At 33.1% G+C, this 23,363-nt stretch carries 14 protein-coding genes; 10 read left to right on the plus strand and 4 right to left on the minus strand.

The annotated features are described in order from the left end of the window. Positions 1-25: 25 nt before the first annotated feature. Genes ACJJV4_RS17825 through ACJJV4_RS17835 form a run of 3 tightly spaced genes read right to left on the minus strand, consistent with a single transcriptional unit; the run spans position 26 to position 3,098 of the window. Complete coding sequence (locus ACJJV4_RS17825) at positions 26-742, minus strand: hypothetical protein (protein WP_405296750.1); 717 nt, start codon at positions 740-742, stop codon at positions 26-28. Positions 743-801: 59 nt separating this feature from the next. Further along, on the minus strand, positions 802-2,502 hold the full coding sequence (ggt, locus tag ACJJV4_RS17830) for a gamma-glutamyltransferase (protein ID WP_405296751.1): 1,701 nt from the start codon (positions 2,500-2,502) through the stop codon (positions 802-804). Next, positions 2,499-3,098, minus strand: a complete 600-nt coding sequence (locus tag ACJJV4_RS17835; RefSeq protein ID WP_405296752.1) for an ACP phosphodiesterase — start codon at positions 3,096-3,098, stop codon at positions 2,499-2,501. The genes ggt and ACJJV4_RS17835 overlap by 4 nt, the downstream gene beginning before the upstream one ends. A gap of 63 nt (positions 3,099-3,161) precedes the next feature. On the opposite strand from ACJJV4_RS17835, the gene glmM reads away from it, so the two are divergent. Then, positions 3,162-4,550, plus strand: coding sequence for a phosphoglucosamine mutase (gene glmM, locus ACJJV4_RS17840; RefSeq protein WP_405296753.1), 1,389 nt, complete (start codon positions 3,162-3,164; stop codon positions 4,548-4,550). A gap of 203 nt (positions 4,551-4,753) precedes the next feature. Beyond that, a complete protein-coding gene (locus tag ACJJV4_RS17845; protein WP_405296754.1) occupies positions 4,754-6,283 on the plus strand; it encodes a sulfatase in 1,530 nt (509 codons plus the stop codon). A 35-nt stretch (positions 6,284-6,318) separates the two neighbouring features. Here ACJJV4_RS17845 and ACJJV4_RS17850 read toward each other — a convergent pair whose 3' ends face one another. After that, complete coding sequence (locus ACJJV4_RS17850) at positions 6,319-7,200, minus strand: lysophospholipid acyltransferase family protein (RefSeq protein WP_405296755.1); 882 nt, start codon at positions 7,198-7,200, stop codon at positions 6,319-6,321. 56 nt (positions 7,201-7,256) lie between these two features. Here ACJJV4_RS17850 and ACJJV4_RS17855 point away from each other — a divergent pair, with 56 nt between their 5' ends. From ACJJV4_RS17855 to cmk, 8 genes are all read left to right on the plus strand, one after another. Next, positions 7,257-7,907, plus strand: a complete 651-nt coding sequence (locus tag ACJJV4_RS17855; RefSeq protein ID WP_405296756.1) for a rhomboid family intramembrane serine protease — start codon at positions 7,257-7,259, stop codon at positions 7,905-7,907. A gap of 161 nt (positions 7,908-8,068) precedes the next feature. Beyond that, positions 8,069-10,519: an endopeptidase La gene (gene lon / locus ACJJV4_RS17860; RefSeq protein ID WP_405296757.1), complete on the plus strand. Its 2,451-nt coding sequence runs from the start codon at positions 8,069-8,071 to the stop codon at positions 10,517-10,519. Between the two features lie 206 nt (positions 10,520-10,725). Continuing rightward, entirely contained in the window at positions 10,726-14,418 is a 3,693-nt protein-coding gene (locus ACJJV4_RS17865) for a two-component regulator propeller domain-containing protein (RefSeq protein ID WP_405296758.1), read from the plus strand. A 178-nt stretch (positions 14,419-14,596) separates the two neighbouring features. After that, a complete protein-coding gene (locus ACJJV4_RS17870) occupies positions 14,597-17,671 on the plus strand; it encodes a SusC/RagA family TonB-linked outer membrane protein (RefSeq protein WP_405296759.1) in 3,075 nt (1,024 codons plus the stop codon). A gap of 24 nt (positions 17,672-17,695) precedes the next feature. Next, positions 17,696-19,288, plus strand: coding sequence for a RagB/SusD family nutrient uptake outer membrane protein (locus tag ACJJV4_RS17875; RefSeq protein ID WP_405296760.1), 1,593 nt, complete (start codon positions 17,696-17,698; stop codon positions 19,286-19,288). Positions 19,289-19,356: 68 nt separating this feature from the next. Further along, the gene (locus tag ACJJV4_RS17880) at positions 19,357-21,153 is read left to right on the plus strand and encodes an alkaline phosphatase (RefSeq protein WP_405296761.1); all 1,797 of its coding nucleotides are present in this window, start codon (positions 19,357-19,359) and stop codon (positions 21,151-21,153) included. 94 nt (positions 21,154-21,247) lie between these two features. Continuing rightward, entirely contained in the window at positions 21,248-22,267 is a 1,020-nt protein-coding gene (porQ, locus tag ACJJV4_RS17885; protein ID WP_405296762.1) for a type IX secretion system protein PorQ, read from the plus strand. A 128-nt stretch (positions 22,268-22,395) separates the two neighbouring features. Then, positions 22,396-23,091, plus strand: coding sequence for a (d)CMP kinase (gene cmk, locus ACJJV4_RS17890; RefSeq protein ID WP_405296763.1), 696 nt, complete (start codon positions 22,396-22,398; stop codon positions 23,089-23,091). Positions 23,092-23,363: the final 272 nt, after the last annotated feature.

Raw genomic sequence — 23,363 nt, forward strand, 5'->3', positions numbered from 1 at the left:
GTTTGTTAATCTAGGTTAAGGTGTATTAGTTTGAAGTTTTAAGGTGGTCTATTTCTAGACCCAAAACCATAAGTTTATGAAAATTTGGTAATAATGCTCCGGTTTCAGTAGTTTTCCAATCGCTCCAAGTGGCTTCTAAGCCGTCTATTGGTAATATGGAAGTCCACATTTTAAATGATAAAGGTTTATAATTATCATCTAAAATCCATAAATAAGAATCTCCAGGTGTGGAGCCTCCTGAGGTATAGGTAATTAAAAGTGCAGCTTTGTTATTTGCCAATTTTACAAGGCGACGTTCGGTTCCGGAATCAAACACTTTATAGGGAGCAACAAGCCAAAAGGAGTCATTATTAAAATAGCTGAGTGCTTTGTTTTTAAGTTCGTCGGCAATGTCACTATCTGAAATAAAACCATGAACATAGGCTTTGCTTAAATTGTGGTTGTTTAAATCTAGAGCTACTCTATAATCTTTCCAAAATACATCACATTTGTTTTCGCTTTTTTGCCATTGGTAATGGTGTCTGTTTTTAAAAGTCCATTCAATATAATCTGTATTTTTGTATGCTTCAAAATCTAGAGCTTTTAGCATATCTTCGGCTAATACATCTGCTTGCTCTCCCTGAATTCCTTTTGGAAGGTCTTCGTTATATTTAAAATAAACAAAACTAAAAAGCAAAAGACTTGGTAGTGTTAGGAACACAATGATACCTAAAACGATTTTTGTTATTTTTTTTGTTTTCAATTTCGAAAAATTTTGTTGTTTTATAACGCTAAGTTAAAAGTTTTATTGAGATTTAGCACTTAAAATCCGACGGCTGTATCATCTCCACGATAATCTGCGCCTCCTTCTAAAGTATTATTGTCTAAAACAAGAATTCCATCTACTTTTCCGATAACAGGTGAATCTTTTTCATTGATTGAATAACCTAGTTTTTTAAGGTTTTCAATTACGGTTTTATTGAATGAATTAGGTTCCATGTTAATTTCATCTGGTAACCATTGGTGATGAAAACGTGGCGCGTTTACTGCTTCTTGCATGGTCATTTTGAATTCGTGAACATTTAAAATAGTTTGTAAAACCGATGTAATTATAGTGGCACCTCCTGGTGTGCCTACAGACATAAATAACTCGCCGTTTTTTTCAACAATTGTTGGTGTCATAGAGCTTAACATACGTTTTTGAGGTACAATACTATTGGCTTCAGCACCAATAAGTCCAAACATATTAGGTTCTCCAGGTTTGCTACTAAAATCGTCCATTTCGTTATTTAAGAAAAAGCCAAGTTCAGAACAGTACAATTTAGAACCGTAAGCACCATTTAGCGTTGTAGTTGCAGAAATAGCATTTCCAAATTGATCTACAATAGAATAATGCGTAGTTTCATCACTTTCAATGATGGCAATGTTTCCATGTGATACATCTTTGGAAGAAGTTGCTTTTTCAAATGAAAAATTGTCCATTCTACCTCCTAAATATGCTTCGTTAATTAGTGTTTCAATAGGGATTTCAACAAAATCAGGATCACCTAAATAAAAACTTCTATCGGCATAAGCGCGACGTTCGGCTTCTGTGATCACTTGAATTGTTTTTTCTGTATTATGTCCATATTCATCCAAATGAAAAGGTTCAATCATTTTCATTATTTGTGCCAAACACACGCCTCCACTAGAAGGAGGTGACATGGAAATAATTTTTAAATCATCATAAAAAAAACTAATTGGGGTACGCCATTTGGCTTCATAGCTTGCTAAGTCTTCTTCGGTAAGTATACCTCCATTATCCTGAAGGAAATTAGCAAGTTTTTTTGCCGTTTCCCCTTTGTAAAACCCATCTTTCCCATACTTTAATATGCGTTCTAAAGTCTCGCCTAGATTGTGGTATTTAATGGTGTCGTTTGCTTTCCATGCCTTATCAAAAAGAATGGAATCTTTATTGGTTTTTTTAAAGAAAGGTTGGTAATGTGCAATGCGTTTTTCTTGTTTTTCGGTAACTATAACACCTTGTTTAGCTAAAGCAATTACAGGATTTAAAATATCTTCAATAGGTAAGCTGCCTAGTTTTTTATGTACTTCAAACACACCTGCAACCGTGCCAGGAACACCTACGGCCATCGCACCGAGTGTGCTTTTTTCAGCGATCAAATCTCCTTTTTCATCTAAATACATGTTTTTAGTAGCTGCCATTGGTGCTTTTTCACGATAATCTATGGCCCCCGTTTCTCCGCTGGCTTTGCGGTAAACCATAAATCCGCCGCCACCTAAATTACCAGCGTATGGATATGCAACGGCTAAAGCAAGCTCGGTTGCCGCCATGGCATCAAAGGCGTTACCTCCTTTTTTTAGAATGTCGGTTCCTATTTTCGAAGCTTCAATTCGAGCGGAAACAACCATCGCATTTTTAGTTATTAATCCTATTTGTTTCTCTGATTTAGGAGTTTTAACTGCTTTTTTACAGGAGATAAAAAATAATAACAAAAGTGCCGCGTATACAATATGCTTCATAAAATAGTTTGGTTAAGTTCTTTTAATTTTTCCTTTGAGAAAACAATAAGCTCATCAAAGAACGAAGAAAATTCTGTTTCAAATTCTTTATAAAAAAATTCGAGTTCGTTTACGGCTTTATCCATTCCTGATCTGTTTTTTGTTCGCCGGTTCATACCCTCTAAAACACGAGCAATACCTTCGATAGAAGCATAGCTTAGTAGCCAATTATCACTCACCATGTAATGCATCATTTTTTGAATTCGGGAAGGAAGTACGCTGTAATTATCTTCTAAAGAATCGTAAAAAGTATCAACATAATCGGCTAAAGGTATATCGCTATAAGTGCTCCAATTTTTAGCTAAAAAGTGATCGTAAAGTATATCGACAATTACACCAGAATAATGGCCGTAATTTTCATGAAGTCTTTTAGTGCTTATCCTTACTGTTTTGTGAGCATCGGTGTAAGTATCTATATTGCGGTGTAATAAAATACCAATTTGAAGGTCTCTCGGGTATTTTTTATAATTTTTTCCTTTAATACCATCGGCAATAAAATTTCCTACAGTTACTAATTCGTTATCCCCTGAAAGATAAATATGTGCTAAATAGTTCATGGTGGAAATTTACGAATTCCGAATTTGAAATACTATATTTGTCGTTTAAAATTAAACAAAACTATGACACTAATAAAATCAATTTCAGGGATTCGAGGTACCATTGGCGGACAAGTAGGTGATAATTTAACACCAATAGATGCTGTTAAATTTGCATCGGCTTATGGCGTTTGGCTTAAAGAAAACCGTAAAAAAGAAAATTATAAAGTTGTTGTTGGTCGAGATGCTCGTATTTCGGGTAAAATGATGCAAAATTTAGTGATGAATACCCTTATAGGCTTAGGTATTGATGTAGTAGATCTTGGGCTTTCTACAACTCCAACTGTTGAAGTTGCTGTAACTTTAGAGCATGCCGATGGTGGTATTATTCTAACTGCAAGTCATAATCCAAAGCAATGGAATGCCTTAAAGTTATTAAATGGAAAAGGCGAGTTTTTAGATGCCATTGAAGGTGAGAAAATATTGAATATTGCAGAAAGCGATAGCATGAATTTTGCTGAAGTAGATGATTTAGGGAAAATCACTAAAAATAAGGCTTACATAGATTTACATATTATTGAAGTTCTCGATTTAGATTTAGTTAATGTTAATAATATTGAAGACGCTAAATTTAAAGTGGTTGTAGATGGTGTTAATTCTACCGGAGGTATTGCAATCCCTTTACTTTTGGAGCGTTTAGGTGTTGAAGTCGTTAAGCTTTACTGTGAGCCAAACGGTGAGTTTCCTCATAACCCAGAACCTTTAAAAGAACATTTAACAGATTTATCTGAAGAAGTTAAAAAGCATAATGCCGATTTTGGAATTGTTGTAGATCCTGATGTAGACCGCTTGGCCTTTATGGACGAAAACGGAAACATGTTTGGTGAAGAGTACACTTTGGTTGCTTGTGCAGATTACGTGCTAAGTAAAACTCCAGGAAACACGGTAAGTAATATGAGTTCTACTCGTGCTTTACGCGATGTTACCGAAAAATATGGTGGAACTTACGAAGCAAGCGCAGTAGGCGAAGTGAACGTGGTTAATTTAATGAAGAAGAATAAAGTAGTTATCGGAGGTGAAGGTAATGGAGGTATTATTTACCCAGACTCTCACTATGGTCGCGATGCGCTTGTTGGCGTTGCATTATTTTTAAGTTTATTAGCAGAAAGGCAAATGTCTGTTAGTGCACTTAGAGCGACATATCCTGATTACTTTATGAGTAAAAAGAAAATTCAGTTAACTCCAGGTTTAGATGTTGATGGTATTTTAAAGGAAATTGAAACACGTTACCAAAATGAGCAATTAACAACTATTGACGGTGTAAAAATTGACTTTGCAGAAAGTTGGGCACATTTACGTAAAAGTAATACGGAGCCAATAATTAGAATTTATACTGAAGCAAAATCGCAAAATGAAGCAGATACTTTAGCCGATAAATTTATTGAAGAGATTGGAGCTATAGCAAATACTTAATATTTAAAAACATTGAAAAGTTTACAAAAGCGCAATTTATTTGCGCTTTTTTTTGTTTCAAAAAGTAGGGTTTTATCTCAGTATTAGATTAAATAGGTAATCTATGTTCAAATCCATGTAACTAATGGTCAATTGAGGTAAAACAAAAGAAGATTTGGTTTGAAATTGCTAGTTTTATATTAACTAAACATTTTAATAAGGTTATGAACTTAAAAAACTATACGCGAATTACGTTATTATTTCTCTTGATATTCACGGTGTCTTGTCAATCAAAAAAAGAAAAAGTAGTCCCGAAAAAAAACACCAATGAAAAACCAAATATTGTTTTAATTATTGCGGATGACGTTAGTTGGAACGATATAGAACCTTACGGACATCCCAATATTAAAACACCAAATCTTAATAAAATGGCAAAAGCGGGCATGTTATTTAATCAAGCCTTTTTAACCACAAGCTCTTGTAGTCCAAGTCGAACCAGTATTATTTCTGGATTATATCCGCATAATACAGATGCCGAACAACTCTCATGGCCATTGCCAGAAGGGAAAAAAACATTTGTACAACAATTAAAAAATGCTGGATACTGGACGGGTTTAGCGGGTAAATATCATATGGGAGAACCTGCAAAAGATGATTTTGATGAATTATTAGAAATGCAGTGGAAAGATGCACCAATAGGATTAGATAGAAGACTTGTGGGAGATGGAAGCGGTTGCGATGAATGGATTAAATTATTAAAAGACAGACCTAAAGGAAAACCGTTTTTTACATGGTTGGCTTCTTTTGATGCGCATAGACCCTTTTATACGGGGATATCAGATAATCCTTATGGGCCTAAAGATGTCATCATACCACCTTACATGCCTAAAACGGATAAAGTTAAAGAAGATTTTTCACTTTATTATGATGAGATTTCTAGAATGGATAGTTATATAGGTCAGGTTATTGCAGAATTGGATGAACAGGGTGTAACGGAAAACACATTGATTTTATTTATATCCGATAACGGTAGAGCTTTCCCAAGAGATAAAACAACACTCTACGATGGAGGAATTAAAACACCTTGGATTGTTAAGTGGCCAGCTAAAATTAAAGCAGGTAGTGTAAATAATAATTTAGTAAGTTCCGCAGATATTGCTTCAACGTTCATGAGTGCTGCAGGCTTAAAACCTTTGGAAGAATTTGATGGTGAGGATATTATGCCTTTGTTGCTAGGTGGTAACAAAGCATTGCATAGTGAGATTTATGCAGAAGATCATTTTCATGATTTTGAAGATTATACACGGGCTGTTAGAACACAACAGTTTAAATATATAAAAAACTATTATCCAGATTTACCAAATACACCGTCTGCAGATGTTTTAAGAGATAGAACATGGAAGAGTATGGTGGAAGAACATAAAAAAGGAAACTTAAACGAAGCTCAAATGCGTTGTTTTGAAATGCCAAGACCAGAAGAAGAACTTTTTGACGTTATAGCAGATCCTAATGAATTAAATAATCTCGCTCAAAATAAAGATTATTTTGATGTGTTAAACAACATGCGCTCAAGATTAGAAACTATAAGAACAAGTACTAAAGATTATATGCCTAAACAACGAACTCCAGACGATTTTTTTAGAGCTACTGGTTTACCAACAAAGTATCGTATTCGTCCTAGACCGTCTAAAGCGGTATATATGCAAGCTCAAAAAGAAGGGAAGGTATTAGTCAATCCTGATTTTAAAGAGTAAAAAAAAGAAAGTTCAGTAAAAAGGCCTGTTTTATTTTAAGCAGGTTTTTTATTACGATGTTTCCAACGTTTATGCGTCCATAAATAATATTCTGGCGCTTCGTAAATTTGTTCTTCTACACGCTTTAGGGCAGCATCGATTATGGCATAATTTTCTATTGATTTTGTGTCTTCAATGATATCCATAAACGTGGCTTCATAATAGCCACGTTTAATTTTTTTTACTTTTAAAAAAAGAGTGGCCATGTCTAACCGCTTAGCTAAAACCTCTGCGCCAACGTGTACAGGTACATTTACTCCCATAAAATCTTGCCAATGTAAAGCGCTGCTTAATCTTGGAGACTGATCGAAAACAAAACCGTTTAAAGTTAATTCTTTGTTTACTTTAGCTCTTAAAAGTGTTGGGACAGTTTCCTTTGTGGTAATTAAGTGACTGTTATATTTTGCTCGAATACGTTTTACTAGAGCGTCAAAATACTTATTGCTTAGTTGCTTATAAACAGCATACCCTTTATGGTTTACGTGCGCCTGTAGAATAAAAATCCATTCCCAACTTGCATAATGTCCCATTAAAAGTATAATACTTTTATTTGCTTTTTCTAATTCATGTATTTCTTCGAGATTAGTGAAAATATAACGTTTTTTTATTTCGGCCTCAGAGATAGTTATCGATTTAACCGCCTCTAAAATCATATCACATAAATGATGATAGAATTTTTTTTGAATTAAAGCAATTTCTTTTGTAGATTTTTCAGGGAACGCGAGCTTTAAATTACTAGTTACAACTTTTTTTCTGTAGCCAATGATATGGTAAATTAAAACATAAACCGCATCGGAAACCAAGTAAAGCAATTTAAAAGGCAACATCGAAATTAACCATAAAAACGGATAAAGAATAATATAAGCTATTAATTGCATGAAATAATTTTAGATTTGCAAATATATGTTAATCAATTTTAAACATTAAAGTGAGTATGGGGAAATTAGATTTAATAACCATGGTTATTATTGCGGCAAATGTAATAATCTCTTATAAGGGTTTTAACGATTATACTTTTTTCGAGAAATACAAATTCAATGTTGGTGGTATACAGCGTGGAGAAAAAATAAGGTTTTTCAGTGCTGGATTCTTACATGTAGATATGCAGCATTTATTGTTTAATATGGTATCGCTTTACTTTTTTGCAGGTAGTGTAGCTAGTGCTTTGGGTATTGTAGGGTTTTTAGCGGTTTATATTGGTAGCCTTATGTTTGGTAACTTATTGTCTCTTTATTTTCATAAAAACGAATATCATTATAGTGCTGTAGGTGCAAGTGGAGCGGTAAGTGGTATTATTTATTCTGCTATTTTATTTCGTCCAGATATGAGCCTATATATGTTTATGATTCCAATTCCAATTCCGGCTTATCTTTTCGGTATTGGTTATTTGTTATATTCTATTTATGGGATGAAAAATAAAATTGGTAACATTGGTCACGATGCCCATTTTGGGGGTGCTATTGGCGGTTATGTTATTACTTTACTATTAGTTCCTGCTATATTTCAGACTAATCTGCTAATGGTTGTTTTATTGGCATTACCAATTGTTTTATTGTTTGTAATGAAAAAAATGGGTAAAATCTAATAATTCATAAAATCATTATTGGCATAGCTATTGAATTTATATGAATGTTGAGCGGAAAGGTTCGGTTTTAATAACTTGATTTTTAGTTGCTTAATATTTTATGTAAATTGTTAAACTTAAAGTTCAATGTGTTTTTATGACAGATTGACTCAAAATTATATATGAAAAAATCAAAATTTACAACTCTTGACAGTTTGTCACTACAGGAATTCGATGAGAACTCAGAATTAATTCCTTTAATGACGCCTGAAGATGAGGAAGCTATAAATAATGAAGAATTGCCGGAAACACTTCCTATTCTATCATTACGAAACACCGTTTTGTTTCCTGGTGTAGTAATTCCAATTACTGCAGGGCGTGATAAATCGATTAAACTAATAAATGATGCCAATAAAGGCGGAAAAGTTATTGGTGTGGTTGCTCAAAAAGATGAGTCGGTAGAAAATCCATCTGCAAGTGAAATTCACGAAACAGGAACTGTAGCTCGTATTTTACGTGTTTTAAAAATGCCTGATGGCAACGTAACGGTTATTATTCAAGGTAAAAAACGCTTTAAAGTGGCGGAGGTTTTAACTGAGGAGCCATACATGAATGCGACTATTCGCGACATGGCAGAGGCTAAACCTGCGATTAAAAACAAAGAGTTTTCTGCAATTATAGAATCTATAAAAGAGTTAGCTTTAGAAATTATAAAAGAAAGTCCGAACATACCTAGTGAGGCGTCTTTTGCTATAAAAAATATTGAAAGCAATTCGTTTTTAATAAATTTCGTGTCGTCTAACATGAATCTGTCGGTGGCCGAGAAGCAGTCACTTTTAGAAATGGACGATCTCAAATCTCGTGCATTGGCAACCTTGAAATTCATGAATGTTGAATTTCAAAAATTAGAACTTAAGAATGATATTCAGTCCAAAGTTCAAATGGATATGAGCCAACAGCAACGTGAATATTTTCTTCATCAACAAATGAAAACGATCCAAGAAGAATTGGGTGGTGTAAGTCATGATGAGGAAATTGACGAAATGAAAGTGAAGGCTAAAACAAAAAAATGGGATAAAAAAATAGGTAAGCATTTTACTAAAGAATTGGCTAAAATGCAACGTATGAATCCGCAAGTAGCCGAGTATTCTATACAACGCAACTATTTAGAGCTGTTTTTAGATTTACCATGGAACGAGTTTAGTAAAGATAAATTCGACCTAAAGCGTGCCATGAAAATTTTAGACCGCGATCATTTTGGTTTAGAAGATGTTAAACGCCGAATTATAGAATATTTAGCCGTTTTAAAACTTCGTAACGATATGAAATCGCCTATTCTATGCTTATACGGACCTCCTGGAGTTGGTAAAACATCTTTAGGTAAATCTATTGCTGAAGCCTTAGGGCGCGAGTATGTGCGTATTTCACTAGGTGGTTTAAGAGACGAAGCTGAAATTCGCGGACATCGAAAAACCTACATTGGTGCTATGCCAGGCCGTATTATCCAGAGTTTAAAAAAAGCCGGAACATCAAATCCTGTTTTTGTTTTAGATGAAATTGATAAGTTATCAAATTCTAATCAAGGCGATCCATCTTCGGCTATGCTAGAAGTTTTAGACCCTGAACAAAACAGTGAATTTCATGATAACTTTTTAGAAATGGGTTACGATCTTTCTAAAGTTATGTTTATTGCAACTTCAAATAGTTTAAACACTATACAGCCTGCCTTGCGCGACCGTATGGAAATTATAAACGTTACAGGTTATACTATTGAAGAAAAGGTAGAAATTGGTAAGCGCCATTTACTTCCAAAGCAATTAAAAGAGCATGGTTTAACTACCGATAATTTAAAAATAGGAAAACCTCAATTAGAAAAAATAGTTGAAGGTTATACACGTGAATCGGGTGTACGTGGTTTAGACAAGCAAGTGGCAAAAATGGTTCGTTATGCGGCCAAAAACATTGCCATGGAAGAAGATTATAATGTAAAAGTTTCTAACGAAGATATTATTGAAGTATTAGGTGGCCCTAAAATGGAACGTGATAAATACGAAAATAATAATGTTGCTGGTGTAGTAACAGGTTTAGCATGGACAAGTGTTGGTGGAGATATTCTATTTATAGAATCTATAATTTCTAAAGGAAAGGGCGTTATGACTATTACCGGAAACCTTGGTAAGGTCATGAAGGAATCGTCTACCATTGCTATGGAATATATAAAATCTTATGCTGATGAGTTTGGAATCGATCCTGCGGTTTTCGATAAGTATAATGTACATATTCACGTGCCAGAAGGTGCAACGCCAAAAGATGGACCAAGTGCAGGTGTAACGATGTTAACATCATTAGTCTCTTTATTTACTCAGAGAAAAGTAAAGAAAAGTTTAGCTATGACGGGTGAGATTACACTACGTGGAAAGGTTTTACCTGTAGGAGGTATTAAAGAGAAAATTTTAGCAGCAAAACGAGCTAGAATTAAAGAAATTTTATTGTGTGAAGAAAATCGTCGTGATATAGAAGATATTAAACCTGAATATTTAAAAGGTTTAACCTTTCATTATGTTACAGAAATGAGTGACGTTATTAAGTACGCGATTACCGATGAAAAAGTTAAAAATGCGAAAGTGTTATAGTTAAAATATAGCTTATACTAAAAAGCCTCGACTTAGTCGGGGCTTTTTTTTGTTTGTTATAGAATATATTTTTCTGAGGTAGTTTTTAAGGTTAAAGAATTACAACAATTACATAATCTAGTGATAACATTCCAATAATTGATTAGTCGTATTATAGTAGATTAATTTAAAATTGAATGGTTAGGTTTTTTGTATTAAGTTTTTGCATGTTTTTATGTAATACTATTTTCTCTCAGCAAATAAAATTTAAAACGCTTACAACTTCCGAAGGTTTATCTAATAACACGGTAGGAGATTTAGTGAATGATGTCGATGGTGGTTTATGGATTGCCACAAACGATGGCTTAAATTATTATGATGGTTCAACTTTTAAAGTTTTTAAACATGTAAAAGGCGATAGCTCATCGTTATCTGGTAATTTTATTTTGAATGTTTTACGTGATCACGATGGTTTTATATGGCTTAAAAATAAACAAAAGTCAGTCAGTAAATATATTGGCAATGGTAAATTTGAAAATTTTGAATTTAAAAGTGTTCCTAGTGATATATTTATTTCTAAGAACAAGAAAGTTACTGTTGTATGTGAAAACGAGTATTACGAATACAATGGTGTCAAGTTTATACCAGTTGAGAAGGTTAGTAGCTATTACGTTAGTAGGGATTTAGTGCTTCGTAAAATACTTAATGAAAACCGACCAGATGTTCTTATAAATGACGTTTTAAAGGATAGTAGAGGGAATATTTGGTATGCTACCAGAAACCACGGGTTATTTTATATTAATACTGAGCTAAATGCCAACAACAAAGAAAATTTGCAAAACTTTGTTCACGATCCCTATAACCCATATTCTTTTAAAAGTAACGAAATACAAAAGCTTTTTGAAGATAACACGGGGCATGTGTGGTTGGCTCATAAAGATGGAGGTTTGAGTATGGCTTTTGCTAATTCTGATAAAATTACTACAGTTACTCCACACCCCATAAAAAATAAAATTTTACCTAACGAAACTGTTCGTGCAATAGTAAAGAGTAACGATAATTCGCTTTGGCTTGGTTATTACACAAAGGGTATCTATTATTTTGATAATTTAAAAAACGCATACAAACAGTTTTCTATCAAAGAGGCCGAAGTCAATAGCGATTGGTATAGAATTAGAAGTATGTTTTTGGATTCCCACGGTACTATTTGGATTGGTACATATGCTGGGTTAATTAATATTTCTAATAAAACGTATCAATTATTTCCAGCCTCTAATCATGCTTACTTTATTAATAATAGAAATTATAGTATTGTAGAAGATAATGCTGAAAACCTTTGGGTGGCTTGTTGGAGTGGCTTGGCTAAATTCAACCTTAGAACAAATCGGTTTGAAAGTTTTAAGGGACAAAATCAGTTTTTAGAATACAATGTACGCCACGTTAGCTTTTTTGAAGATGAAGTTATTGTGTCTACAGAATTACATGGTGTTTTTCTTTTAAATACAATTACGGGAGATACACAACATATTTCAGTCTCGGATAATATTTTGGCCGATAGTGTTTATTATGTTTATAAAGATTATTTAACTAATAATTATTGGATAGCAACTTCTGGAGGTATAAGTGTTTTTAATAAACAGGAAGGTGTAGTTAAAAATATTACTGAGGAAGATGGGCTTCCAAGTCATGTTGTTTTTAGTTTAATATTAAATAATTCTACATTTTGGATAAGCACCTCAAAAGGTATAGCTACAATTGATAAAAATGATTATTCTGTAAAACGATTTCCTGCTCATGAAGGTTGGCAAGCAGCAGAGTTTTCTGAGGGAGCATATTTTCAAGATTCTAAAGGTTTTATTTATTATGGAGGTATAAATGGCTTTAGTTATTTTCAGCCTAGTGCTATGGATTTATCGAAAAAAAAAACAAGATTAAAGTTAAATATTGATGGAAAAGATAAATTTGAAGACCAATTAGTAAAGCCATATTCAAATAATAAATTAAAAATTGAAATCACTCCAATTTATTTTTCTGGCGATCATAATTTGAAGATTCTGTATAAATTAGAAGGTTTAGATTCTACATGGAAAGAAACATCCGATTTTGCCGAAATTAATTACACCAATATACCTTCAGGGTCTTATCAATTTAAAATTAAAAATAAAGGAGAAGCGAATTCTTCTTCCCAAATTAAATTGGTTTTAACTATAAACAACCCCTATTATAGCACGGTTTGGTTTTACCTATCTTCTGCAGCGTTTTTGGTTTTGGTGCTTGGTATTTTTATTTACAGAAAAAATATAAATCATCAAAAAAGGCAGAAAGACTTAGAAGAGCAAATTTTAGAGCGTACAAATTTTATAAGTAAGCAAAAAGAATCACTTCAAAAAACTAATGCTAAGCTAGATGAAAAGAATAAAGAAATTTTGAAGCAGAAAGAGCAACTTTTAGCGGTACATAATAATTTAAAAACTGAAGAGTTCGAATTAGAAAAATTTAAAACCTTTGCTTTTGCTGAGTTTCAAGAACCTATATCTAAAATTCAAAAAGCAGCAAATAAGCTTGAAGATGTTAATTTGTTAAAAGATGTAATAAGCAGCGAGTCTAAAAAATTTATTAATATAATAAATGAATGGTTTTATCTAGATCATACCAAAGATTTGGCTGCTTCTAGAGCAACCTCCGTTTTATTGAAGGAACTTTTAAGCAACGTAATAAATGCTCTACACGTTAAACTTAAAAAAACAGATATTAATTTTAATTACCGAATAAAAACATCGTCGGTTTCTTATATAGAAATAGATACTTTACGTTTTAAACTTTTGTTTCAGTACTTATTTCACGATATTTTTAAGTATTCAGAGTCCCAAAGTGAATTAAATCTAAACGTTGATTTTAAAGACGATAGTTTAATCTTGAAAATAGAAAGTAACAGTCGTGTTTTAATAGATAATTGGGATATAATAGCGCATTACAGCCCATACTTTAAGGCGTCTAAAATTTTAATGGTAGATATTGATGCTATTGTAGATTTAGATTTGGCTAGCGGATTCGATTTACAATTAAAAATTCCTGTAAAGGCTTTATCTACTGAAAAAAAAGTACCCGAAGTTGTTTTATGGAAACACATGAAATTAGATGAGGAATTGCCCATCAATAAAAAGAATATTTTGGTTTTTTCTGATAATTCTGATTTTAATGTTGTTCAACAACTTCTTGATAATAGTAATAACAAATTAATTTTTGAAAGCGAAGAACGTGCATTAATTTCAGCTATTAGTCATCTAAAAGTGTCTATGCTTTTTCTTTATAATACTAGTTTAACTAATGGTTTAGTATCGTTGTTAAGTAATTTGAATAAAAATAGAGATAAGCTGTATATACCTATAGTTTATGTATCTGAGCAAATTAGCCTTATTCAAGATCAGCAATTTAATGAGTTAGACTTAGATTTAAAATTAACTATGCCTATTCCTGAAGACGTGTTTCAAAAAAAGATGAAAAAAGTTTTTGCAAAACAAGAAAAAATTAATCAAAAGCAGGAAAAAGAAAGTTTGTATGAACATATAAACGTGAATAATGAATTTTTAAGTGTAAACGAAAAGTTAGTAAAAAAAGGTCTACTTTTTATAAAAGATAATTTAAGTGACGCAGCTTTTAATGTTGAGCGTTTGGTTGAGTTATTAGATATTTCTAGAATTAAATGTTATCGCGTTTTTAAAGATACACTTAAGCAAGCACCCTCTGAAATTATATTGAGTTTAAGAATAGAGAAGGCTGAGTATTTATTACGAGAAAAGAAACTAAATATTTCTGAAGTTGGTTTTGAGTGCGGTTTTAATGACCCTAAATATTTCAGTAAGACTTTTAAGAAGCATAAAGGTATTACGCCTAAGGCTTATATTAAAGAAATGCAATAAAAAATATTACGTCTAGATTAACCCAGTGTTACCTAAATATTATTGAAACAATAGTAGTAGAATTGGACGCAATTACCCACGTATTTTGAAATATTTGCACCTTTTTCTGAAACAATTGTACCCCTTTTATGTTTTCCGTTAAGATAGTTTTGGACTGAATTTAAAACGAAAATCAAAAATGAAAAAACTTTATTTATTTATTATTACAATTTTAATATCCGTTATAGGTTATGGGCAAGCAACCGTTACGGGTACTGTTGTTGGAGTCGATGGCATGCCTATTCCGGGAGCATCTATAATAGCAAACGGAAACACACTTAGTGGTGTTGCTACAGATTTTGATGGAAAGTTTATAATAGAAACAAATGAAATTGAAGGGGTTTTAAAAGTTTCCTCAATGACATACGAGAGCAAAGAGGTAAATTATAAAGGGAATCAGGCTTTAAATATTATCTTGAAAGAATCAGCAAGCCTTTTAGACGAGGTTGTATTAATTGGTTACGGTTCTACTAAAAAGGGAGATTTGACTTCAGCTATTTCTAAAGTTGAAAATATAGAAAGTATTGCTAGTAGACCAGTTTCTAACTTAACAGATTTTATTCAAGGTAATGTACCTGGTGTAACTGTTTTACAATCTGGTGGCGATCCGTCTTCTAGTGGTAAAGTTGTTATTAGAGGTCTAGGTTCTGTAAACTCAGGATCAGAAAGTGTTTTAACAGTTGTAGATGGTGTACCTTATTATGGACCAGCAATTAACCCCAACGATATTGCATCTGTATCTGTATTAAAAGATGCAGCAGCAGCTTCTATTTATGGCGCTTTAGCAAGTTCTGGTGTTATTGTAATTCAAACTAAAAAAGGAAAAAAAGGAAAGCCAAGAGTTAGTATTGATACTTATACAGGTATTAGGTCTGCTACCAATTTGCCAACAGCTTTAAATGCAAAGCAACAGGCAGATGTTTATAATATGGCAACAGATGCAGCAGGGGCGCCAAGACAATCTGCTCACGATGCTGCTCAAAACCCTTGGGGACAAGTAACAAGAACAAACTGGGTAGATACTATTTTTAGAGATGCAAGCACAACAAATTTAAATGCAAACATAAGTGGTGCAGGAGATAGTTTTAATTATTTAACATCTTTTGGGTATAATTCTACCGAAGGTGTTTTAAAAGGAACAGATTCAGAACGTTATTCTTTTAGAGTAAAATCTGATTTTGATTTAACTGATAAAATTACCATTGGAGAAAATGTTTACTTTTCAGAGTACGAAGCTTTAGGTACAGATACTAAAAACGGTTATTCTGGTACTATTATTAACGCTATATATATGCCTTCTGCTGCGCCTGCTTACGATGAGTTTGGCGAGTTTCATGGTGTAGCACCATACAGTTTATCTCAATTTGCTGGGGCCTATGGCGATGTTTATAATCCTTTAGCATTATTACTAAGGCCAGTAAACGAAAGACCATCAACGTATATTAATGCGAATGTATATTTAGATTACGAAATAGTTAAAGGTTTAAACTTTAAAACAACGTATTCGTATGCTTCAACAAATTCTAATTCTAAATCTTTTAATCCTAGAAGACCAGAGTTAGGAAGAACAAGTTTAAGTAATTCTTTAGTGCAAAGCGAATCTGAAACTAATAGATGGGTTTGGGATAATCAAATATCTTATGTAAAATCTTTTGGTAAAAATAATTTGAATTTAACCGCAATTTATTCAGCTCAATTAGAAAAATTCGAATCTTTAAGTCAGCGTGGGGAAGAGTTTAGTAATGAGGCTCCTTTTAACCAGTATTTAGGAAATGCAACTATTTTTAAAACACCAATTTCTTCAGCTTACGAGGAAGCTTTGACATCTTCAATTGGTAGGGTAATGTATAATTACGATAGCAAGTATTTTGTTAGTGGTAGTGTAAGGCGAGACGAAACATCTAGATTATTTATAGAAAACCAATCAGATGTTTTTTATTCAGCAACCTTAGGTTGGAAAATATCTAACGAAGATTTTTTTAAGAGCGATTTAATAGACGATTTAAAAATAAGAGCATCTTGGGGACAAATTGGTAACGTAAACTCTGTAAATAGATATTCTTTTAACGTGCCTTTAAGAAGTAACACAGTGCTTTTAGGAGATGGAGCTACAGATAATAATAGAGCACTTTATCAAGAAATACAGTCTAACGAAGGTTTAGGTTGGGAGCGCTCAGAGTCTATAGATTTTGGTTTAGATGCATCTTTACTTAACAATTCTTTGTCTTTTGTAATAGATTATTTTGAGAAACGCACAAAAGATATGATTTTAAATGGCGATGGAGACGACCATTTAGGTATAACAGCAGGTAAAGTTAATGGTGGTGAGGTTATAAATAAAGGTTTAGAGTTTGCTATTAATTACAGTAATAATATTGGCGATTTAAACTTTAGAGTTAGTGCAAATGCCTTCTCTTTATTAGAAAATAAGTTGTTAAACCTTAAAGGGTTTAGTGAGAGTGGTACTGCGTTTGTACTTCATGATGAAGAAGAAGTAAGAGGTGGGGTTTTAAGACCATATAGATCAGGAGTTGGCGAAGAGTTGTTCTCTTATTTTTTAATTCCTTACCAAAGTATTTTTCAAAACCAAGCAGAGATTGATGCTTATACAAAAGATGGTAACTTAATTCAGCCAGAAGCGGTTCCTGGAGATTTTAAATTTGAAGATACAAATAACGACGGGCGTATTGATGGTAACGACAGAAAGTATATGGGAAGCTACCAACCAGACTTTACATATAGTTTTGGCTTAAACCTAGATTATAAAGCGTTCGATATGAGTATGATTCTTCAGGGTGTAAGTGGAGCAGAAGCTTTTAACGGTTATAAATACACAACTTATAATACAGCTTTACAAGGTTATAATCTAGATAGTAGAGTTTTAAACGCATGGACACCAACAAATACAAATACAGATATTCCTAGAATTTCTAGAAGCGATAACAATAATAACTTTGGTAGAAACTCGAGTTGGTATTTAGAAGATGCATCGTATTTAAGACTTAAAAACGTAACAATTGGTTATAATCTTCCTGTAAAAACAATGGATAAATTCATAGAAGGTTCGTCTTTGCGTGTTTATTTCTCAGCAGAAAATTTATTTACAATAACAGATTATTCTGGGATAGATCCAGAAGTAGGAGGAAAAGGATTAGATGTTGCAAATTATCCGTTGTCTCGAACATTAACAGCAGGATTATCATTAAAATTATAAAAAACCATTTAAAGAGAATATAAAATGAAAAATACAATAATAAAATCAGCAATGGTTTCACTATTTACTTTAGTGACAAGTTTAGTAGTGGTTTCTTGCTCTGATGATTTTACAAATTTAGAACCAATAGGTAGCGTGTCTTCAGGTAACTTTTGGAGCTCAGAACAAGATGCAGAAGAGGCTGCAAATAGCTTATATGTAGAGATGAAATCTCAAAATGTGTTTGGTCGTGGTTTTTTCTGGTACATGAATGCATCAGATGATATGATTACAGGAAGAATAAAATCTTATGCAGATAATGCAAAGAATTTTAACCTAACAGGAGACGAAGGTGCATTTAACGCCATGTATGTAGATAACTACAAAGTAATTAGAAGAGCAAATGCCATTTTAGCAAATGTTCCAAATATGGATATTTCTGAAACTGTAAAAAATAAAGTTTTAGGCGAAGCTTATTTTATGCGTGGTTTTAGTGCGTTTTGGGTGGCACACACTTATGGAGATGATGGAGAAAATGGAGGTGTACCAATTATTACTGTAGACAACATGAACAATCCTGCTGGTAGTTTTTCTCGACCTACAAGCGTAACAGAAAATTATGCGCAAATAGCAGCAGATTTAAAAATGGCTGCAGATTTGTTATCATTATTTACAAATCTTGATGCAGCAGAGTATGGTAGAGCGCATAAAGATGCTGCTTTGGCATACTTAGCAAAAACCTATTTATATTGGGCACAATACGATAATACTAAATATGCAGATGCAGTTATTTACGCAGATGCAGTTACAAACTCGGGATCTGGTAGAGCATTATTAGATACAGATAACCCAAGTACAGATTACAGAATGTTACATAGCTCTGTAAACGAATGGGGTAGCGAATATCTTTGGTCTGTTAACTCAAGCGAGGAAGGCGGAAGCATTTTATCTGGCGTAATGTTAGAAAACAAAGGTTGGGGTAAATACAACGGTTGGGGCTATTTTCAGCCAACTGCAGAACTATATGATGAGTTTGAAGAAGCTGATGCAAGACGTGCAGTAACTGTTTTAAAATTTGGAGATGAATTTCAGTTTTTCGGAGAAACTAGAAGGTATCAATCAGAGAATTCTTTATCTGGATTTCAATTTAACAAATACATGTACGAGTTTCAGTTTGAAGATGCTATAGGAAGCCTTGTAAACTCTAACGGAGATAACCCAACTACAGATTATAATGTACCATTATTACGTTATGCAGAGATTCTTTTAATAAAATCAGAAGCTTTAATTATGCAGGGTAAAAATGGAGATGCACCTTTAAATTTAGTTAGGGATAGAGCAGGTTTATCGCCTATTACAAATGCTACAATGGCCGACTTAAAGCACGAGAGACGTGTAGAGTTGGCTGGAGAATTTGCAAATAGACATTTCGATTTAGTAAGATGGGGAGATGCACAAGCAACCTATGCAAAACCTTTACACGGTAGAATACATGCAGATAGATCGAACCCAGATTCACCATACACTGTAGAAGAGATTTGGCCGGCGAGAACATTTAACCCCAATGTTATGCATGTTTGGCCAATACCGAACAGATCGATAGAGTCTTCGGGGATTCCACAAAACCAAAATTGGTAGTTTTTTATTTAGTTTAGTCTTAAAAGGTGCTGTGTTTGTACAGCACCTTTTTTAATTAGTTATTATTTATGTCACACAGAATCATAATATTTTATATATCACTTATATTTTTTCAACTTAGTTTTTCTCAAAATGAGTCTAATTATATTATACACTCACATAACGATTATTTACAAAACACCCCATTTTGGACCGCTTTTTCGAGTGGTTCGCGTTCAATAGAAATTGATGTTTTTTTTAAAGATAATGAGCTTTTTGTTTGTCATACTCTAGATGAAATAGTAAAAGATAGAACCGTCGAAACCCTATATTTAAAACCTTTAGAAAATGCTTTACATCTAAGTAGTAATAAGTTTAATGAGTTCTATTTAATGTTCGATATTAAATCGGAGGCTACTTCAACTTTAAAAAACTTAATTAAACTATTAAAAGAGTATCGAAGTATTATTCAGAATAAAAATATAAAAATTGTAATCTCGGGAAATAGACCCAATGTTAATCAATATGTAGATTATCCCGATTATATTTATTTTGATAATCAAAATATAAACGAAACATTTACAAATGAAGTTTTAAGTAAAGTAGCACTTACAAGTGTAGATTTTAAATCCTATTCGGTATGGAATGGTAAAGGGCGATTAACACACGAAGATGAGAAACGTGTTAAAGCAGTTATAGCAAAAGCCAAAGTTTTACAAAAACCATTTCGTTTTTGGGGAACACCAGATTCTAAAACAGCCTGGAAACTTTTTACAGATATGGGGGTAGATTTTATTAACACAGATATGCCTTTCGAGTGTCATGCCTACTTAAAAACGTTATCAAGCCGTACTTATACTTCAAAGGTTTTTTCGGAAGTATATAAGCCATCATTTAAAAAAGACGGCAGTGAATCTTCAATTAAAAATGTAATTTTAATGATTGGAGATGGTAATGGCTTATCTCAAATATCCTCAGCAGTTTTGGCCAATTCAGGAGGTTTGACGGTAACGCAGTTAAAGCACATTGGTTTAATAAAAACCCAATCGGCAGACGATTTTGTAACCGATTCTGCAGCAGCAGGCACAGCGCTAGCAACAGGAGAGAAAACAAATAACAGAGCCATTGGTGTAGATGTAAATGGAAACGCTATTAAAAACATTACGGAGGTTTTAGGTACTAAAGGTTTTTTAACAGGATGTATTACAACCGATAAAATGACGGGAGCAACGCCTTCTGCTTTTTATGCACATCAAAAAGATAGAGATTATAGTAGTGCCATTGCTCAAGAGTTATTAGAATCAAAGCTATCTTTATTTATTGGTGGTGGTGCAAACGATTTTGAATCGGTAAAGCTAGATGCCAAGTTTGAGTTGCACTCAGATTTAAACACTTTTAATAGCGATACAAATAAAAAAGTAGGGGTTTTTATTTCTAAAGAGAAGCCTTTATCTGTTTTAGCAGGACGCGGTAATTTATTAGCAGAAGCTACTAAAAAGAGTTTAGCATATTTTAAGCATCAACAAAAACCGTTTTTTATAATGATAGAGTCTGCGCAAATAGATTCTTTTGGGCACGAAAATAATGCGGCAGGAGTTATTTCTGAAACTATAGATTTTGATAGAGCCATTACTGAAGCTATAAAATTTGCTGAAGAAAATGAAGATACGTTGGTAATAGTTACAGCCGACCATGAAACCTCAGGGTTTAGTATGCCTAATGGTGATGTTGCGAATCATACTATTGAAGGCGATTTTTCTACTCACGATCATACAGGTGTTATGGTGCCTGTTTTTGCTTATGGAGCACGATCTCTAAATTTTACAGGTGTTTACGAAAACAATCAAGTATTTCATAAAATTTTAGAAGTACTAGATGTAGACTAGAATTATTATATTTTCATTTATACATTTAAAAGTGCAATAAAATAAATAATATATACCAGCGTTTTAAGATAGATTTAGTTACTTTGTACGCTATATGTTAAGAAAAATTATTGCACTTTTTTGTTTGTTATTTAGTGTTGTAACTAGCGCTCAAGTAGGAGGCGAGTCTACATATCAATTTCTAAATTTAATATCTTCTCCTCGCCAAGCTGCATTAGGAGGTAAGGTATTAACAAATGTAGATTACGATGTAACCCAAGGGCTTTATAATCCGGCAACTATAAATATAGAAATGGATAATCAATTAGCTTTAAATTACGTAAGTTATTTAGGAGGCATTGGTTATGGAACGGCGGCTTATGCTTACACTATAGATAGACGCACACAAACTGTACATGCAGGAATCACTTATGTAAATTATGGACAGTTTGATGGTTATGATGAAGAAGGGAATTCTACAGGAACCTTCAGCGGAAGTGAAACAGCTCTATCTGTTGGTTATGCTACGCAAATTGGATATTCAGATTTTTATTTTGGGGGTAACCTAAAATTAATAACTTCTAAGTTAGAGCAATATAGCTCACTTGGTGCGGCCGTAGATTTGGGCTTGATTTACATAGACGAAGATTTGGATTTTACTGCCGCCTTGGTAGTTCGGAATTTTGGGTCGCAAATTACCACGTATGCAGGCTTAAATGAGTCGTTGCCATTTGAGGTTAGTTTAGGTTTATCTCAAAAGTTAGAACATGTGCCTATACGTTGGCATGTTACTTTTGAGAATTTACAAGAATGGCCCATTGGGAGACCAAATCCAGCAAGAGAAACAAGTGATTTAAGTGGAGTAAGCTCTTCAGAAAAAATAGGTTTTGTAGGTCAGGTTATTAGGCATACTATTTTAGGAGCCGAGCTTTTTCCCGAAAGTGGTTTTAACATTCGTTTAGGATACAATTTTAGAAGAGGTGAAGAGTTGCGTATTGTGGATCAGCGAAATTTCTCGGGCATTTCGGCGGGTATTTCTATTAAAATGAATAAAATGCGTTTCAGTTATACCCACGCCAAATACACTAGTGCTGCAAATGCTAACTTTTTTGGTTTACAAATAGATTTGCAATAGCCATTCACTTTCTATTTAATTTAAACCGTTTTACTTTTCGCTTTATATTTCTTTAAGTATTTTTGAAAATTGAAAATAAAGCCATTCAAAGTACATTATAATAGTCACGTTTCAACTTAAAAAAATACATGAACAAAATTACCATAGCCATCGACGGATTTTCTTCAACCGGAAAAAGTACCGTAGCCAAGCAACTAGCAAAATATTTGGGTTACGTTTATGTCGATTCTGGTGCCATGTATCGTGCGGTGACTTATTATGCCATGCAAAACGGATTAATTTCTAAAAAAGATTTTAATGTTGAAGCTTTAATTTATCAGCTTAATAACATCAATATATCCTTCAAATTTAATGATAAATTAGGTTTTGCTGAAGTATATTTAAATAACGAGAATATAGAAAGAGCTATTAGAACATTAGAGGTTTCTAGTTTTGTAAGTAAAGTGGCTGCCATTTCGGAGGTGAGACAAAAACTAGTTGAGCAACAACAAAAAATGGGGCAAGATAAAGGCGTGGTTATGGATGGTCGAGATATTGGGACCGTAGTTTTTAAAGATGCTGAACTTAAATTATACATGATCGCTTCCGCGGAAAAAAGGGCTATCCGTCGTTTCGACGAACTTATTGAACGTGGCGATCAAGTTTTGTATGAAGATGTTTTGAAAAACGTTCAAGAACGCGACCATATAGATTCTACTCGCGAAGATTCACCTTTAGTTAAAGCTGCTGATGCTATTGAAATTGATAATTCGGATATGAGTTTGGAAGAACAATTCGATAAAATTTTGGCGATTACTAAAAAAGTGATTCAGGACTCTAAATAAAATTTTCAATTACAGTATTAGGATGAAATAAGCAGAGTTCGATTAATATTAGATATTTAAGTCATAAAATCAATATACGCCAACAAAAATTTAAGCAACTATATCTACGCGTTACAGTTAGCGTTCGGCTAGTGACTGTGGTAAAAAAGTACTAAGCATTAAAAAAAAACACGAATAAAAAGACTTTATAACTAATTGAGGCGTTTTTTAATTACTACACAAAGCAATACCCAATTTATTCATATTCTTGCTTACTTTCTAAAATGGTTATT

It is taken from the genome of Algibacter sp. Ld11, from assembly GCF_045066735.1.
Classification (GTDB): domain Bacteria; phylum Bacteroidota; class Bacteroidia; order Flavobacteriales; family Flavobacteriaceae; genus Algibacter.